General features: G+C 71.5%; 12 protein-coding genes. 7 read left to right on the top strand and 5 right to left on the bottom strand.

Annotation, left to right across the window (positions count from 1 at the left end; all coding sequences use genetic code 11):
- Positions 1-29: 29 nt before the first annotated feature.
- Together ABT288_RS10780 and ABT288_RS10775 are read left to right on the top strand one after the other, a co-directional pair.
- Positions 30-761, top strand: coding sequence for an ABC transporter permease (locus tag ABT288_RS10780; protein ID WP_351605195.1), 732 nt, complete (start codon positions 30-32; stop codon positions 759-761).
- A gap of 48 nt (positions 762-809) precedes the next feature.
- Positions 810-1,820: a COX15/CtaA family protein gene (locus ABT288_RS10775; protein WP_351605192.1), complete on the top strand. Its 1,011-nt coding sequence runs from the start codon at positions 810-812 to the stop codon at positions 1,818-1,820.
- A gap of 1 nt (position 1,821) precedes the next feature.
- Here ABT288_RS10775 and ABT288_RS10770 read toward each other — a convergent pair whose 3' ends face one another.
- The 4 genes from ABT288_RS10770 to ABT288_RS10755 form a co-directional block, all read right to left on the bottom strand.
- Complete coding sequence (locus ABT288_RS10770; protein ID WP_351604953.1) at positions 1,822-2,562, bottom strand: DUF4111 domain-containing protein; 741 nt, start codon at positions 2,560-2,562, stop codon at positions 1,822-1,824.
- An 18-nt stretch (positions 2,563-2,580) separates the two neighbouring features.
- Positions 2,581-3,687, bottom strand: a complete 1,107-nt coding sequence (locus tag ABT288_RS10765) for an amidohydrolase family protein (protein WP_351604951.1) — start codon at positions 3,685-3,687, stop codon at positions 2,581-2,583.
- 226 nt (positions 3,688-3,913) lie between these two features.
- On the bottom strand, positions 3,914-4,234 hold the full coding sequence (locus tag ABT288_RS10760) for a hypothetical protein (RefSeq protein WP_351604948.1): 321 nt from the start codon (positions 4,232-4,234) through the stop codon (positions 3,914-3,916).
- 69 nt (positions 4,235-4,303) lie between these two features.
- Complete coding sequence (locus tag ABT288_RS10755; RefSeq protein ID WP_351604945.1) at positions 4,304-5,275, bottom strand: heme o synthase; 972 nt, start codon at positions 5,273-5,275, stop codon at positions 4,304-4,306.
- 363 nt (positions 5,276-5,638) lie between these two features.
- Between ABT288_RS10755 and tkt the strand changes: the two genes are divergently transcribed.
- From tkt to pgl, 5 genes are read left to right on the top strand one after another with little or no spacing between them, the layout of a single operon-like run.
- Positions 5,639-7,726: a transketolase gene (gene tkt / locus ABT288_RS10750; protein WP_351604942.1), complete on the top strand. Its 2,088-nt coding sequence runs from the start codon at positions 5,639-5,641 to the stop codon at positions 7,724-7,726.
- 33 nt (positions 7,727-7,759) lie between these two features.
- Entirely contained in the window at positions 7,760-8,878 is a 1,119-nt protein-coding gene (gene tal, locus ABT288_RS10745) for a transaldolase (RefSeq protein ID WP_351604940.1), read from the top strand.
- Position 8,879: 1 nt separating this feature from the next.
- Positions 8,880-10,418, top strand: a complete 1,539-nt coding sequence (zwf, locus tag ABT288_RS10740) for a glucose-6-phosphate dehydrogenase (RefSeq protein WP_351604937.1) — start codon at positions 8,880-8,882, stop codon at positions 10,416-10,418.
- Positions 10,415-11,473: a glucose-6-phosphate dehydrogenase assembly protein OpcA gene (gene opcA, locus ABT288_RS10735; RefSeq protein WP_351604934.1), complete on the top strand. Its 1,059-nt coding sequence runs from the start codon at positions 10,415-10,417 to the stop codon at positions 11,471-11,473. Before zwf ends, opcA begins: the two co-directional genes overlap by 4 nt.
- Positions 11,470-12,252, top strand: coding sequence for a 6-phosphogluconolactonase (gene pgl, locus ABT288_RS10730; protein ID WP_351604931.1), 783 nt, complete (start codon positions 11,470-11,472; stop codon positions 12,250-12,252). The genes opcA and pgl overlap by 4 nt, the downstream gene beginning before the upstream one ends.
- An 86-nt stretch (positions 12,253-12,338) precedes the next feature.
- Here pgl and ABT288_RS10725 read toward each other — a convergent pair.
- A partial coding sequence (locus ABT288_RS10725; protein ID WP_351604928.1) for a DUF3320 domain-containing protein occupies positions 12,339-14,662 on the bottom strand: 2,324 nt, incomplete at its 5' end.

Here is a 14,662-nt window from a genome sequence, read left to right as displayed (position 1 = left end):
CCAAGCCGGGCGCGGCGCCCCTCCCTCGCATGATCGCGGCGCAGGCGGCGCTGGAGACGAGGATGCTGCTGCGCAACGGCGAGCAGCTGCTGCTGACCGTGGTCATCCCGACCCTGCTGCTGGTGCTCTTCAGCTCGGTGGGCATCGTGGACACCGGCAAGGGCAGGGCGGTCGACTTCCTCGCCCCGGGCATCCTGGCGCTGGCCGTGATGTCGACGGCGTTCACCGGTCAGGCCATCGCGACCGGCTTCGAGCGCCGCTACGGCGTGCTCAAGCGGCTCGCCTCCTCGCCGCTGCCCCGCTGGGGCCTGATGACCGCGAAGACCGCGTCCGTGCTGGTCACCGAGGTCCTTCAGGTGATCCTGCTGACGGTGATCGCCTTCGCGCTGGGCTGGAACCCGCACGGCGCCGGAACATTTACGAGCGTGGCCGCCGTCCTGCTCCTGCTGATCCTGGGTACGGCCGCCTTCTCCGGCCTCGGCCTGCTGATGGCGGGCACGCTGAAGGCGGAGGCGACCCTGGCCGCCGCCAACCTGGTCTTCCTGCTCCTGCTGGTCGGCGGCGGGGTCATCGTGCCGCTGGAGAAGTTCGGCCCGGCCGCACAGCACGTGCTCGGACTGCTGCCCATCTCCGCGCTCTCCGGCGGCCTGCGGGACGTGCTCCAGCACGGCGCCGGGATGCCGTGGGGCGACCTGGGGATCCTCGCGGGGTGGGCGGTCGTCGGGCTGGCCGCGGCGGGCACGTTCTTCCGCTGGGAGTGAGCGGTCACGGTGGACCCTCGTGAAAGCATGCACAAGCGGCGGCCTACGATGGTGGGCGTGCCCAAGCTGAACCCCGCCGACGCCGCAGCGGCCGTGCGCAACCCGCTCGCCTTCATCGCCGAACGCTGGACCCCCTCCCCCCGGACGGTCCGGCGGGCGGCCCTCGCCGCGCTCGTGATGTCGGTGGTCATCGTCGTCACCGGCGGCGCCGTCCGCCTGACCGGCTCCGGCCTCGGCTGCCCGACCTGGCCCGAGTGCACCGACGGCTCCCTCACGCCGACGACCGCGCTGAGCTACCACAGCGCGATCGAGTTCGGCAATCGCATGCTGACGTACGTGCTGTGCGCCGCGGTCGGCTGGGCGATCATCGCCGCCCGCTCCGAGAAGCCGTACCGGCGCAGCCTGACCCGGCTGGGCTGGGCGCAGTTCTGGCTGGTGATGAGCAACGCGATCCTCGGCGGCATCGTGGTGCTCGTGGGCCTCAACCCGTACACCGTCGCGGCCCACTTCCTGCTGGCGACGGCCCTGACCACCGTCGCCGCGGTGATGTGGCAGCGCACCCGCGAGGGCGACGGCGCGCCCCGGCCGCTGACCGGCAAGGCCGTGGAACAGCTGGTGTGGTTCCTGGTGGCGGCGTCCCTGCTGCTCATCGCGGTCGGCACGGTGGTGACCGGGGCCGGGCCGCACGCGGGTGACTCCAGCGACGTCAAGCGAATCCCCATCGACTGGGAGACCGTGGCCAAGCTGCACGCGGTGCTCGCCTGGATCGTGGTGACGCTGACGTTCGCGCTGTGGTTCGTGCTGAAGGCGGTGGACGCGCCGAAGGGGCCGCTCGCCCGCACCCGCGATCTGTTCCTGATCCTGCTCGGCCAGGGTGTGATCGGTTACGTGCAGTACTTCACCCACCTGCCCGAGCTGCTGGTGGGCCTGCACATGCTCGGCTCGTGCCTGGTGTGGATCGGCGTCCTGCGCGTCCTGCTGGCCCTGCGCGAACGCCCGGAGGCCGCCCTGGACCTGCCCGGCCCCTCGGCCGAGGCGACGGTGGGCACGCGCGCGTGAGTCACCCGTAGGCGGTGACCAGCGCGTCGATCGCCGGGCCGAGGTAGGCGCGGGTCAGCTCGGCGCGGCGGTCGCGCCAGTCCTGGGCCGCCGGGGCGGGGTCGTCGTCGTAGCGCCGATGGGCGATGTCCTCGACGACCTCGACAGGAGCGCCGAGCGCCGGGAGTTCGGCGAGCGCCTCCCGCTTGGAGACCAGCCGCCCGTCGCGCAGGGTCACGGTGGCCCGGGCGAAGGTGAGCAGGCCCAGGTCCACCCACACGTCCTGCCGCCACAGCCGAGCCTTGTCCACCGCCGGGCGCCAGTGGTCCCGCTGGTCCCGTACGGCGAAGTCGTGCAGCTGCCGCTCCGGCACCGGCGGGAGCAGTCCGGCCGGGGATCCGCCGTACAGCACCCGCCCGAAGTCGTGCAGCTCGCGCCGGGTGACGGGGGTGACCGGGCGGCGCAGCACGCGTCCGTGGGCCCAGGTGAGGTGCGAGCGGTCCGGGTCGCCCAGGGTGGCCGGGGTGACATAGCTGCAGTGGAGTTTCGGGGCGAGGGGTTCGGCCCGCAGCCGCCGGTGCAGGGCCACCACCCGCCGTACGCTCCCGAGGCGCACCGGGCCCGGCAGTACGGCGATCAGGTCCAGGTCGCTGCGGCCTTCCTGATAGTCACCGCCGGCCAGCGAGCCGTGGGCCCATACCGCGCGGGGCCGTAGCGGCGTGAGTCCGTCGAGGAACCGGTCGAGCAGCGATGTGGTCGGCATCCGCCCAGTCTGGACAGCTCACTCCAGCCCGTACACCCGGCGCGCGTTGTCCGCCGCGACCATCCGGGCCACCCGCTGAGCGTCCTCCAGACACCAGGCGCCCTCGGCGACCCAGGTGCCCAGGACCCGGCCCAGGGCCTCGCGGAACAGCCGGGCGCCCACGACGTGCAACTCGGGCAGGCCGTGCGCGCCCGTGGAGAAGAGGATCTTGCCGAACGGGGCCAGCTCCAGGATCTCGGCGAGCACGGTGGCCGCGCGGGCTCCGGTGCGCACGAGTGCGGCGCCGGAGTCGGTGTAGACGTGCGGGAAGACCCCGGCCAGATGGGCGGCGTGCCGGTGGTACGGGTAGCCGTGCAGCAGGATCAGGTCCGTGCCGAGGCCGGCCGTGGCCCGCACGAAGTCGGTGAGCAGCACGGGGTCCGTACGGTCGATGCGGGAGCTCGGCTCGCCGAGCCCGGCGTGCAGCTGGAGCGGGCGGCCGGAGGCCACGGCGATCCACAGCAGGTGCCGGAGCAGCACGGGGTCGGTGAGCGGCCCGCCGACCCGCCGCCCGGCCAGCCAGCGGCCCGCCGCGCCCCGCACCTCCCCCGGCCCCGGCGGCTCGGGCGCGAGCGCCAGGCCGTGCCCCAGCCCCGCGACGGAGGTGAAGGCGACCGCGTTCGCGGCGGCGCCGTGCACCGACTCGGCGAGGTTGGCGAGGAAGGACTCGACGGTGCCGGAGGTGTCGGCGACCTGCTCCGCGAGCTGCTCGAGCCGGATGATCTCGTGGGCCTGGGCGGAACCGGCGGAGGCCAGCTCGGCGGGGCCGGTGAGGTCGCCGGGCAGGCCGGTGTCGACGAGGTAGGCGGTGATGCCGCTGCCGCGCAGCAGCCTGCGGCCCGTCTCCAGGACGCCCAGTTCCCGGCGCCGGGCCAGATAGCGGGCGGGCGGGCAGTGCGGCTCCAGGCCGAGCAGGGGCGGGCACCAGCGCCGTACGGCGAATCCCGTCTGGGTGTCGAAGAGGGTGGTGCCCGGTGCGGGTGGGCCCTCGGTGCGGGCGAGTTGGGCCTCGAAGGTGCCGAGGCCCAATTCCGTGCGGAGCACTCCGTGGCAGTACTGGTCCACGAGGGACGGCGTTTCGATCATCCGGACTCCCCGTCAGACGCGTGGGCGCTGCGCTGGCCCGCACGGCCTAACGGGTGAACACGGTTCGAGGTCGCGGATGAGCTCGGGGCTGCGGGTTATTTGGCGACTTCGGACCGTACGTGGCCGGTCGCTCCCCCAAATTCTCGGCTTCGCTGGAACCCGGGGGGACCCCCATCGCGGCGGAGCCGCATATCGATACGGCCCCGCGCCCCTCCGGGCGCGCCGGTCAACCGCCGATCTGGATGCCGGCCATGCGCTTCCATTCGTACGAACCCGTCTTCACCTTCGCCGCGAACTCGCCGTCGAAGGACTCGTGGCGCGTGATGCCGGCCTTCTCCACCGCCTGCTCGGCGATGGCGTACGTGGGTGCGACGAGGTCGCCCCAGCCGCCGTCCTCGCCCACGAGGACGATGCGGGCGCCGCGCTCGCCGATGTAGGCCACCTGGCCCTCGGCGCCGCCGTGCGCCTTGGAGAAGGCGCTGATCTCCCGGGCGAGCTTCGCGGCCTTGCGCTCGGCCCTCGCGTCAACCTGCTGCGTGTCTGCCATGGCCAGGATGCTACTCGCGGGTAGATCAGCTGGCGAGAGCAGGTCTCTGTGACGTACGCCCGCCCTCTGTCAGCGCAGGAACGGGTCCACCGCGATCGCCACGAACAGCAGCGACACATAGGTGATCGACCAGTGGAACAGCCGCATCTCCTTCAGCTTCACGCCCGTGACCTCGGCCCTGGCCCGGTTCTGCAGCGCGTGCGCCTCCCACAGCCACCATCCGCCGGCGGCCAGCGCGACGGCCGTGTAGAACCAGCCGGTGTAGCCGAGCGGGGTGAGGAGCAGGGACACGGCGACCATCACCCAGCTGTAGATGACGATCTGCTTGGCGACGACCTTGTTGGACGCGATGACCGGCAGCATCGGCACGCCCACGCGCGCGTAGTCGTCCTTGACCTTCATGGACAGCGGCCAGTAGTGCGGCGGGGTCCAGAAGAAGATCACCATGAACAGGATGACGGGCGCCCAGGAGAGCGAGTCCGTCACGGCCGACCAGCCGATGAGCACGGGCATGCAGCCCGCGATGCCGCCCCACACGATGTTCTGCGCCGTACGCCGCTTGAGGATCATCGTGTAGACGACGACGTAGAAGAGGAGTGCCCCGAGGGAGAGCCAGGCGGACAGCCAGTTGACGGTGAAGCCGAACAGGAGCGTCGAGACGACCGCGAGGGTGATGCCGAAGGCGAGGCACTCGCGCGGGCTGACCATGCCGGTCACCAGCGGCCGCTGCGAGGTGCGGTCCATCAGGGCGTCGATGTCCCGGTCGATGTACATGTTCAGCGCGTTGGCGCCGCCCGCCGAGAGGTAGCCGCCGACGCAGGTCAGCAGGACCAGCCCGAGGTCGGGCACGCCCTGCTGCGCCAGGAACATCACCGGAACGGTGGTGATGAGCAGCAGCTCGATGATCCGCGGCTTGGTCAGCGCCACGAACGCCTTGACACGGGCCCCGAACGGCCGGTGAACCGGGCCCTGGCTCGCACCACCGAGCAAGCCCGCTGGACGGGATTCGACGGCCGTCACGCACACCCCTGACAGAGACATCCCAGCAAGCCTCCCCGTGTGAAGTCCCGGTAAAGGCTCGCGCGTACCACGCCACTTTAGACGTTGCCCATACCCCGGCCTTCGCGGGGGTGGGGTCGTGTTGGCGCACGCCCCATAAGAGGGGACCCACCCCTCGATTGAGCGCTCAGATGTCAGCGTCCGTATTCATGTGCCACATGGCTTCTCGGCCAGTCGGGAGGCGGATCCGACAGAGTCCCGGCAGTCTGGAAACACTCGAAAAAATGCACGTCCTCGCGAGGGTAGGCTCGTCAGCGGCCGGCGGGCGGCAAGCGCGCCGGCGGCCGGGTGGGGGCATGCCCCGAAGACCGGCGACCGACATGTGGAGAGGAGCCCTGACCCAGGGTGAGCACCAAGCCGACCACCACAGACCTTGAGTGGACCGAGCTGGACCAGCGGGCCGTGGACACCGCCCGTGTCCTGGCCGCCGACGCCGTACAGAAGGTCGGCAACGGCCATCCCGGTACGGCGATGAGCCTGGCCCCGGCCGCCTACACCCTCTTCCAGAAGGTGATGCGGCACGACCCGGCCGACCCGGAGTGGGTCGGGCGCGACCGCTTCGTGCTGTCCGCCGGCCACTCCTCCCTGACCCTCTACACACAGCTCTACCTGGCCGGCTTCGGCCTGGAGCTTCAGGACCTGGAGTCCTTCCGCACCTGGGGTTCGAAGACCCCGGGCCACCCGGAGTACGGGCACACCAAGGGCGTCGAGACCACCACGGGTCCGCTCGGCCAGGGTGTCGCCAACGCGGTGGGCATGGCGATGGCCGCCCGCTACGAGCGCGGTCTGTTCGACCCCGAGGCCCCGCAGGGCGAGTCGCCCTTCGACCACTTCATCTACTGCATCGCCGGTGACGGCTGCCTCCAGGAGGGCATCTCCGCCGAGGCCTCCTCGCTGGCCGGCCACCAGAAGCTCGGCAACCTGATCCTGCTGTGGGACGACAACCACATCTCGATCGAGGGCGACACCGAGACGGCCGTGTCCGAGGACACCGTCAAGCGGTACGAGGCCTACGGCTGGCATGTGCAGCGCGTGGAGGCCCAGGCCAACGGCGACCTGGACCCGGCCGCCGTCTACGACGCCGTCCAGAAGGCCAAGGCCGTCACGGACAAGCCGTCCTTCATCGCGATGCGCTCGATCATCGCCTGGCCGGCCCCCAACGCCCAGAACACCGAGGCCGCGCACGGCTCGGCGCTGGGAGCCGAAGAGGTCGCGGCCACCAAGCGCGTCCTCGGCTTCGACCCGGAGCGGTCCTTCGCCGTCGAGGACGAGGTGATCACCCACACCCGCAAGGCCCTGGAGCGCGGCGCCCAGGCGAAGGCCGAGTGGGAGAAGTCCCTGCAGCAGTGGCGCGACGACAACCCCGAGCGGGCCGCCGAGTTCGACCGCATCAGCAAGGGCGAGCTGCCCGCCGGCTGGGAGGAGAAGATCCCGGTCTTCGAGCCGGGCAAGGGCGTCGCGACGCGTGCCGCCTCCGGCAAGGTGCTGCAGGCTCTCGGCGCGGTCATCCCCGAGCTGTGGGGCGGCTCCGCCGACCTCGCCGGGTCGAACAACACGACCATCGACAAGGAGAGCTCGTTCCTGCCCGAGGGCAACCCGCTGCCCGAGGCCAAGCCGTACGGCCGCACCATCCACTTCGGCATCCGCGAGCACTCGATGGGCGCCGAGATGAACGGCATCACGCTGCACGGCAACACCCGTGTCTACGGCGGCACGTTCCTCGTCTTCTCCGACTACATGCGCAACGCGGTGCGCCTGTCGGCCCTGATGCACCTGCCGGTGACGTACGTGTGGACGCACGACTCCATCGGCCTCGGCGAGGACGGCCCCACCCACCAGCCGGTCGAGCACCTGGCCTCGCTGCGCGCGATCCCCGGTCTGAACGTCGTCCGCCCGGCGGACGCCAACGAGACCGCGATCGCCTGGCGCGAGATCCTGGGGCGCTACACCAAGGAGTTCGGCAAGGGGCAGCCGCACGGCCTCGCCCTCACCCGCCAGGGCGTGCCGGTGTACGAGCCCAACGAGGACGCGGCCAAGGGCGGCTATGTCCTGTTCGAGGCCGACGGCGGCGAGCCGCAGGTGATCCTGATCGCCACCGGTTCCGAGGTGCACGTGGCCGTGGAGGCGCGTGAGCAGCTCCAGGCCGAGGGCGTCCCGACGCGTGTCGTGTCGATGCCGTCCGTCGAGTGGTTCGAAGAGCAGGACCAGGGGTACCGGGACTCCGTGCTCCCGCCGTCCGTCAGGGCCCGTGTGGCCGTGGAGGCGGGCATCGGGCTGACCTGGTACCGCTATGTCGGGGACGCCGGCCGCATCGTTTCCCTGGAGCACTTCGGTGCTTCCGCCGATGGCAAGGTGCTCTTCCGCGAGTTCGGCTTCACTGCCGAGAATGTGGCCGCCAAGGCCCGGGAATCCCTCGCCGCCGCCCAGCGCTGACGCTCATATACGACACGTAGGAGATGTAATTCCATGACAGACGCACTCAAGCGCCTCTCCGACGAAGGCGTCGCGATCTGGCTGGACGACCTGTCGCGCAAGCGGATCACGTCCGGCAACCTCGCCGAGCTGATCGACCAGCAGCACGTCGTGGGCGTCACCACCAACCCGACGATCTTCCAGAAGGCGATCAGCAGCGGCGACGGCTACGAGCAGCAGGTCGCCGACCTGGCCGCCCGGAAGGTCACCGTCGAAGAGGCCATCCGCATGATCACCACGGCGGACGTCCGCGACGCCGCCGACATCCTGCGCCCGGTCTTCGACGCCACCGGCGGCAAGGACGGCCGGGTCTCCATCGAGGTCGACCCGCGCCTGGCGCACAACACCAGGGCCACCGTCGCCGAGGCCAAGCAGCTGGCCTGGCTGGTGGACCGCCCCAACACCCTGATCAAGATCCCGGCCACCAAGGCGGGTCTGCCGGCGATCACCGAGACGATCGGCCTCGGCATCAGCGTCAACGTCACCCTGATCTTCTCCCTGGAGCGGTACCGGGCCGTCATGGACGCCTACCTCTCGGGCCTGGAGAAGGCCAAGGAGCGCGGCCTCGACATCTCGCTGATCCACTCCGTGGCGTCCTTCTTCGTGTCCCGCGTGGACACCGAGATCGACAAGCGGCTGGACGGCATCGGCACCGACGAGGCCAAGGCGCTGCGCGGCAAGGCCGCCGTCGCCAACGCGCGCCTCGCCTACCAGGCGTACGAGGAGGTCTTCTCCTCCGACCGCTGGAGCGCGCTGGAGAACGCGGGCGCCAACAAGCAGCGTCCGCTGTGGGCGTCGACCGGCGTGAAGGACCCGGCCTACCCGGACACCCTGTACGTCACCGAGCTGGTCGCGCCGAACACGGTCAACACCATGCCGGAGGCCACGCTGGAGGCCACCGAGGACCACGGCCAGATCAGCGGCGACACCGTCGCCGGCACCTACGAGCAGGCGCGTGCCGACCTCGACGCGCTGGAGAACCTCGGCATCTCGTACGACGACGTCGTGCAGGTGCTGGAGGACGAGGGCGTCGAGAAGTTCGAGGCGTCCTGGAACGACCTGCTGAAGTCCACCCAGGCGGAGCTCGAGCGCCTCGCCCCTTCGGAGGGCTGACTTGTCACCCCTTACCGGTTCCGGAGCGAACCCGCTTCGTGACCCGGCCGACCGACGGCTCCCGCGTATCGCGGGGCCGTCGGGTCTGGTCATCTTCGGTGTCACGGGCGACCTGTCCCGCAAGAAGCTGATGCCCGCGGTGTACGACCTCGCCAACCGGGGTCTGCTGCCGCCGGGCTTCTCGCTGGTGGGCTTCGCCCGCCGCGAGTGGGCCAACGAGGACTTCGCGCAGGAGGTCCACGACGCGGTCAAGGCGCACGCCCGTACGCCGTTCCGTGAGGAGGTCTGGCAGCAGCTCATCCAGGGGATGCGCTTCGTCCAGGGCACCTTCGACGACGACGACGCGTTCGAGCGGCTGCGCTCCACCATCGAGGAGCTGGACAAGGCACAGGGCACGAGCGGCAACTTCGCCTTCTACCTGTCGGTGCCGCCGCGCTCCTTCCCGGTGGTCATCCAGCAGCTGAAGAAGCACGGCCTCGCCGACCAGAGCGGCGGTTCCTGGCGGCGCGCGGTCATCGAGAAGCCGTTCGGCCACGATCTGAAGTCGGCCGAGGAGCTCAACAAGGTCGTGCACGAGGTGTTCGAGCCGGACCAGGTGTTCCGCATCGACCACTACCTCGGCAAGGAGACCGTCCAGAACATCCTGGCGCTGCGCTTCGCCAACACGATGTTCGAGCCGATCTGGAACCGGTCCTTCGTGGACCACGTGCAGATCACCATGGCCGAGGACATCGGCATCGGCGGCCGCGCCGGCTACTACGACGGCATCGGCGCCGCCCGTGACGTCATCCAGAACCACCTGCTCCAGCTCATGGCGCTGACCGCCATGGAGGAGCCCGCCTCCTTCGACGCGGACGCGCTGGCCGCGGAGAAGGAGAAGGTGCTCGGCGCCGTACGGCTGCCCAAGGACCTGGGCCGCAGCACCGTGCGCGGGCAGTACGCGGCCGGCTGGCAGGGCGGCGAGAAGGTCATCGGCTACCTCGAAGAGGAGGGCATCGACCCGAAGTCGAAGACCGACACGTACGCGGCGATCAAGTTGGGCATCGACAACCGCCGCTGGGCGGGCGTCCCCTTCTATCTGCGCACCGGCAAGCGCCTGGGCCGCCGGGTGACGGAGATCGCCGTCGTCTTCCAGCGGGCCCCGCACTCCCCCTTCGACACCACGGCGACGGAGGAGCTGGGCCAGAACGCGATCGTCATCCGCGTCCAGCCGGACGAGGGCGTGACCGTGCGCTTCGGTTCGAAGGTGCCGGGCACCTCGATGGAGATCCGGGACGTCTCCATGGACTTCGCCTACGGCGAGTCCTTCACGGAGTCCAGCCCGGAGGCGTACGAGCGTCTGATCCTGGACGTGCTGCTCGGCGACGCCAACCTCTTCCCGCGCACGGAGGAGGTCGAGCTGTCCTGGAAGATCCTCGACCCGATCGAGGAGTACTGGGACAGGCACGGCAGGCCCGCGCAGTACAAGTCGGGCACCTGGGGCCCCGCCGAGGCGGACGAGATGCTCGCACGAGACGGACGGAGCTGGCGCCGGCCATGAAGACAGACCTGACCGACACCACCGCCGGCGACATCAACAAGGCGTTCGTGCAGGGCCGCCGCGCCATCGGCACCCCCGCCGTCGGCATGGTCCTGACCCTCGTCATCGTCACCGACGAGGAGAACGCCTACGACGCGCTGAAGGCCGCGGGCGACGCCTCGCGCGAGCACCCCTCGCGCACGCTGGTGGTCATCAAGCGGGTCTCCCGCGGTCCGCGCGACCGCACGTCCTCGCGTCTCGACGCCGAGGTGCGGGTGGGCGCGGACGCGGGCACCGGCGAGACGGCCGTGCTGCGCCTGTACGGCGAGGTCGCGGGCCACGCCGACTCGGTCGTGCTGCCGCTGCTGCTGCCGGACGCGCCGGTGGTGGTGTGGTGGCCGGTGAACGCCCCGCTGGACCCGGCGAAGGACCCGCTGGGCGCGCTCGCCCAGCGCCGGGTCACCGACACCTACGCCGCCGAGCAGCCGGTGCGGGAGCTGTCCGCCCGCGCCGCGTCGTACACGCCCGGCGACACCGACCTGTCCTGGACGAGGATCACGCCGTGGCGTTCCATGCTCGCGGCGGCACTCGACCAGGTCACCTGCGAGGTGAGGGCCGTCGAGGTGGAGGGCGAGGAGTTCAACCCGAGCTGTGAGCTGCTGGCGATGTGGCTCGCGGACCGGCTGGACGTACCGGTGAAGCGGTCGCTGTCGGGCGGCCCGGGTCTCACCGCGGTCCGCATGGACACCACCTGCGGCTCGATCGTCCTGGACCGCGCGGACGGCACGCTGGCCACGCTGGCCATCGAGGGCCAGCCGGCCCGCGCGGTGGCGCTGAAGCGGCGGGAGACCGCCGAGCTGATCGCGGAGGAGCTGCGCCGGCTCGACCCGGACGACACCTACGCGTCGGCGCTGCGCTACGGCGTGGAGCGGCTGAACACGGTTCCGGAGCAGCAGCCTGCGGGCGAGCCGGTCGCCGAGCCCCGGCCGGAAGAGGAAGCGGCCAAGGCACCGGCCAAGAGAGCGGCGGCCAAGACCGCGAAGAAGGCACCTGCGAGGAAGGCGGCGGCGAAGTGAGCACTCCGCAGCTGGTCGTCCACCGCGACAAGGAACTGATGGCGCAGGCCGCCGCGGCCCGCCTGATCACGAAGATCGTGGACGCGCAGGCCTCCCGGGGCACCGCGTCCGTGGTCCTCACGGGCGGCCGCAACGGCAACGGCCTGCTGGCCGCGCTGGCGGCGGCCCCCGCCCGGGACGCCATCGACTGGGGCCGGCTCGACCTGTGGTGGGGCGACGAGCGCTACCTCCCCGAGGGCGACCCCGAGCGCAATGTCACGCAGGCCCGCGAGGCCCTGCTCGGCTCCGTCCCGCTGGACCCGGAGCGCGTGCACGCCATGCCCGCCTCCGACGGCCCGTACGGTACGGACGTCGACGCGGCGGCGGAGGCGTACGCGGCGGAGCTGGCGAAGGCGGCCGGACCCGAGAACCACGGCTCGGTGCCCACCTTCGACGTGCTGATGCTGGGTGTCGGCCCGGACACCCACGTGGCCTCGCTCTTCCCGGAGCATCCGGGGGTACGGGAGACGGAACGCACGGTGATCGGCGTCCACGGCGCCCCCAAGCCGCCGCCGACCCGGATCTCCCTCACCCTCCCCGCGATCCGTTCGGCCCGCGAGGTCTGGCTGCTCGCGGCCGGCGAGGACAAAGCGGAGGCCGCGGCCATCGCCCTGTCGGGCGCGGGCGAGATCCAGGCCCCGGCGGCGGGGGCGTACGGCCGCTCGCGCACGCTGTGGCTGCTGGATGCCGCCGCGGCTTCGCAGCTGCCGAGGTCGCTGTATCCGCCGGCTTCGCCGTGAGCCCCGGCTGAGCGCGGGGCGGCGGGGTTTCGACCCCGCCGCCCTGTTTTTTCGCGAGGTCGCGGGCCGGCTGTCTCCTGAGGTCGCTAGCCGGCGCGGCGCACGGCGCTGACCCGGTCCGGCCCGCCGTGGAGCTCGCCCCGCCGGCGCAGTTCCGCGAGGTCCGCGGCCAGGCGGTCCCGGATGTCCTTGCCGGTCCGGCGCCAGCCGAAGAACTCACAGGCCTGCTTGATCAGTTCGTCCTCGGACATGCCGGGGCATTCGGCGGCCAGCTCGTACAGCGCCCGGTGCCGCTCGGCCGGTGCGATGTGGAGGATCTTGCGGGGCGGAGTGCCGTCCTGAGGGTGCCGCGCCTTCGCCTCGTCCCGGGCCGTCACATCGTAGAAGGCGTCGTCCGCGCGGACCTGTCCGGAGCGGACCAGGGCGCGGGCCACCTCCCGGACGTTGTCCCGGATGCGGCTGCCGGCGCGGCCGACGCCCCAGGCCTCGCGCGCCCGCTGGACCAGAAGGTCCTCGTGGATCGGGCCCTCGGTCTCGATGATCTGCGCCAGCACCTTGCGCAGGGCGGGCCGGGCCTCCGGGGTGTGCAGTTCATGGCGTGGTACGACCGTGACGGCGCCGGCCCGGTAGGCAACGCTCCACTCGCGTGCGGTCCCGGTGTCCACGGGCACGCGTTCGTACTCCACCCTCGTCTGCCGCGGGATGCGGCCGTGCTCGTCGCCGCCCGAGGGCGGTGCGGTGTCCGCCCCCTCCCCCGCGGCGGCCCTCGGCGTGGCCGGCGCCGTGGTGAGCGGACCTTGGGCGACGGCCTGCTCGACCGCTTCCCGCAGCCGCAGTTCGGCGGCCGGCCGGCCTCGGTACCAGTCGGTGCCCCAGATGCGGTGCAGCCGCCAGCCGAGCCCGTTCAGGACCTGTTCACGCAGCCGGTCCCGGTCCCGGGCGGCCTTGGCGGAGTGGTACATGGCCCCGTCGCACTCGACTCCTAGGGCGAAGGCGCCGGGCAGCTCCGGGTGGCGTACGCCCAGGTCGATGCGGTATCCGGCGACACCGACCTGGGGCTGCACCTGGTAGCCCCAGCCGCGCAGCACCGCGAGGACGGACTCCTCGAAGGGGCTCTCCGGCTCGGCGTCGGTCTGCACGACGTCCCGGGCGAGGATCGACGGGCCGTTCTCGGCGTAGTCGAGGTAGCGCTTCAGGTACTGCACGCTGTCGTTGGGGCTGTCCGGCAGGCCGGCGGCGCGGAAGGAGGCCACGACCTCCATGCGGTAACGGGCGCGGGTCACCGCCACGTTGAGGCGACGCCAGCCTCCGCTCTTGTTGATCGGGCCGAAGTTGAGCCCCACCTTGCCGTGTTCGTCGGGGCCGTAGCCCACGGACATGATCATCACATCGCGCTCGTCGCCCTGCACCGACTCCAGGTTCTTGACGAAGAACCCGTCGAGGCGGTCCTCGGTGAAGCAGTGGTCGAGGTCGGGGCGGGCCAGCCGGGCCTGTTGCACGGCCTGGTCGATGGCGGAGGCCTGGGCCTGGGAAAGCGCGACGACGCCGAGGCTCCTTCCGGGGCGGGTGTCGAAGTGGTGCAGGACCCGGCGGGCGACGAACTCCGCCTCCTCGCGGTTGTCCCGGCGCCGTCCCCGGTCGTAGACGCCGTCGGTCTTCAGGAAGGCGACGCCGACGCCGTTGCCCTCGTCCAGGGCCCCGGGGAAGGTGATCATCGAGTTGTCGTAGAACTCGTGGTTGCTGAAGGTGATCAGGTTCTCGTGGCGGCTGCGGTAGTGCCAGCGCAGCGGCAGTTCCCGCATGGCGCCGGCCTTGCAGGCCTGCAGCAGGGACTCGAAGGAGTCCGGGACGTCCTCGGCGTACTCGTCGGAGTCGTCGTCGACGGAGGAGTCGAAGAAGGAGGTCGGCGGCAACTGCCTGTCGTCACCGGCGACGATCAGCGTACGGCCCCGGTAGATGCAGTTGACCGCGTCACTGGGGCGGACCTGGGAGGCCTCGTCGAAGACGACGACGTCGAACTGGAAGTCCGGCGGCAGGAACTGACTGACCGTCAGGGGGCTCATCATGAAGCACGGCTTGACGGCCTGCACGACTTCGCGGGCTCTGCCGAGCAGTTCGCGCACCGGCATGTGCCGCGTCTTCTTCTCGGCCTCCCGGATGACGACGGCCGCACCGCCACCGCCGAAGCTGCGGGGCCGGCGCTTGTTGCACGCCTCGGTCACCGCTCCCCCGGCGGCCGCGATCAGCCGCCGGTCGGCCTCCTGGAAGTCGGCCACGCGCGCGTCCAGGTCCTCGGCGCGGGTGCTGCGCAGGCGCGGGTCGGCGGCGAGGACGCCGTCCGCCCAGGCGCGCAGCAGCGCCTGCTCGACGATGTCCGGCAGGCGCCGCGGGTCGAGGCCGCGCTCGGCCG

Origin of the sequence: Streptomyces sp. NPDC001093 (genome assembly GCF_040298985.1) — a bacterium.
Taxonomy (GTDB): domain Bacteria; phylum Actinomycetota; class Actinomycetes; order Streptomycetales; family Streptomycetaceae; genus Streptomyces.
The sequence above is the reverse complement of the archived record's forward strand: the minus strand, read 5'-3'. Positions and strand labels throughout refer to the sequence as shown.

Bases quoted from the DNA above. Each gene is read 5' to 3' on its own strand.
- ABT288_RS10775 (WP_351605192.1), top strand. From the start codon at position 810: ATGGTGGGCGTGCCCAAGCTGAACCCCGCCGACGCCGCAGCGGCCGTG.
- ABT288_RS10765 (WP_351604951.1), bottom strand. From the start codon at position 3,687: ATGATCGAAACGCCGTCCCTCGTGGACCAGTACTGCCACGGAGTGCTC.
- opcA (WP_351604934.1), top strand. From the start codon at position 10,415: ATGAAGACAGACCTGACCGACACCACCGCCGGCGACATCAACAAGGCG.
- ABT288_RS10780 (WP_351605195.1), top strand. From the start codon at position 30: ATGATCGCGGCGCAGGCGGCGCTGGAGACGAGGATGCTGCTGCGCAAC.
- tal (WP_351604940.1), top strand. From the start codon at position 7,760: ATGACAGACGCACTCAAGCGCCTCTCCGACGAAGGCGTCGCGATCTGG.
- ABT288_RS10755 (WP_351604945.1), bottom strand. From the start codon at position 5,275: ATGTCTCTGTCAGGGGTGTGCGTGACGGCCGTCGAATCCCGTCCAGCG.
- ABT288_RS10760 (WP_351604948.1), bottom strand. From the start codon at position 4,234: ATGGCAGACACGCAGCAGGTTGACGCGAGGGCCGAGCGCAAGGCCGCG.
- ABT288_RS10770 (WP_351604953.1), bottom strand. From the start codon at position 2,562: ATGCCGACCACATCGCTGCTCGACCGGTTCCTCGACGGACTCACGCCG.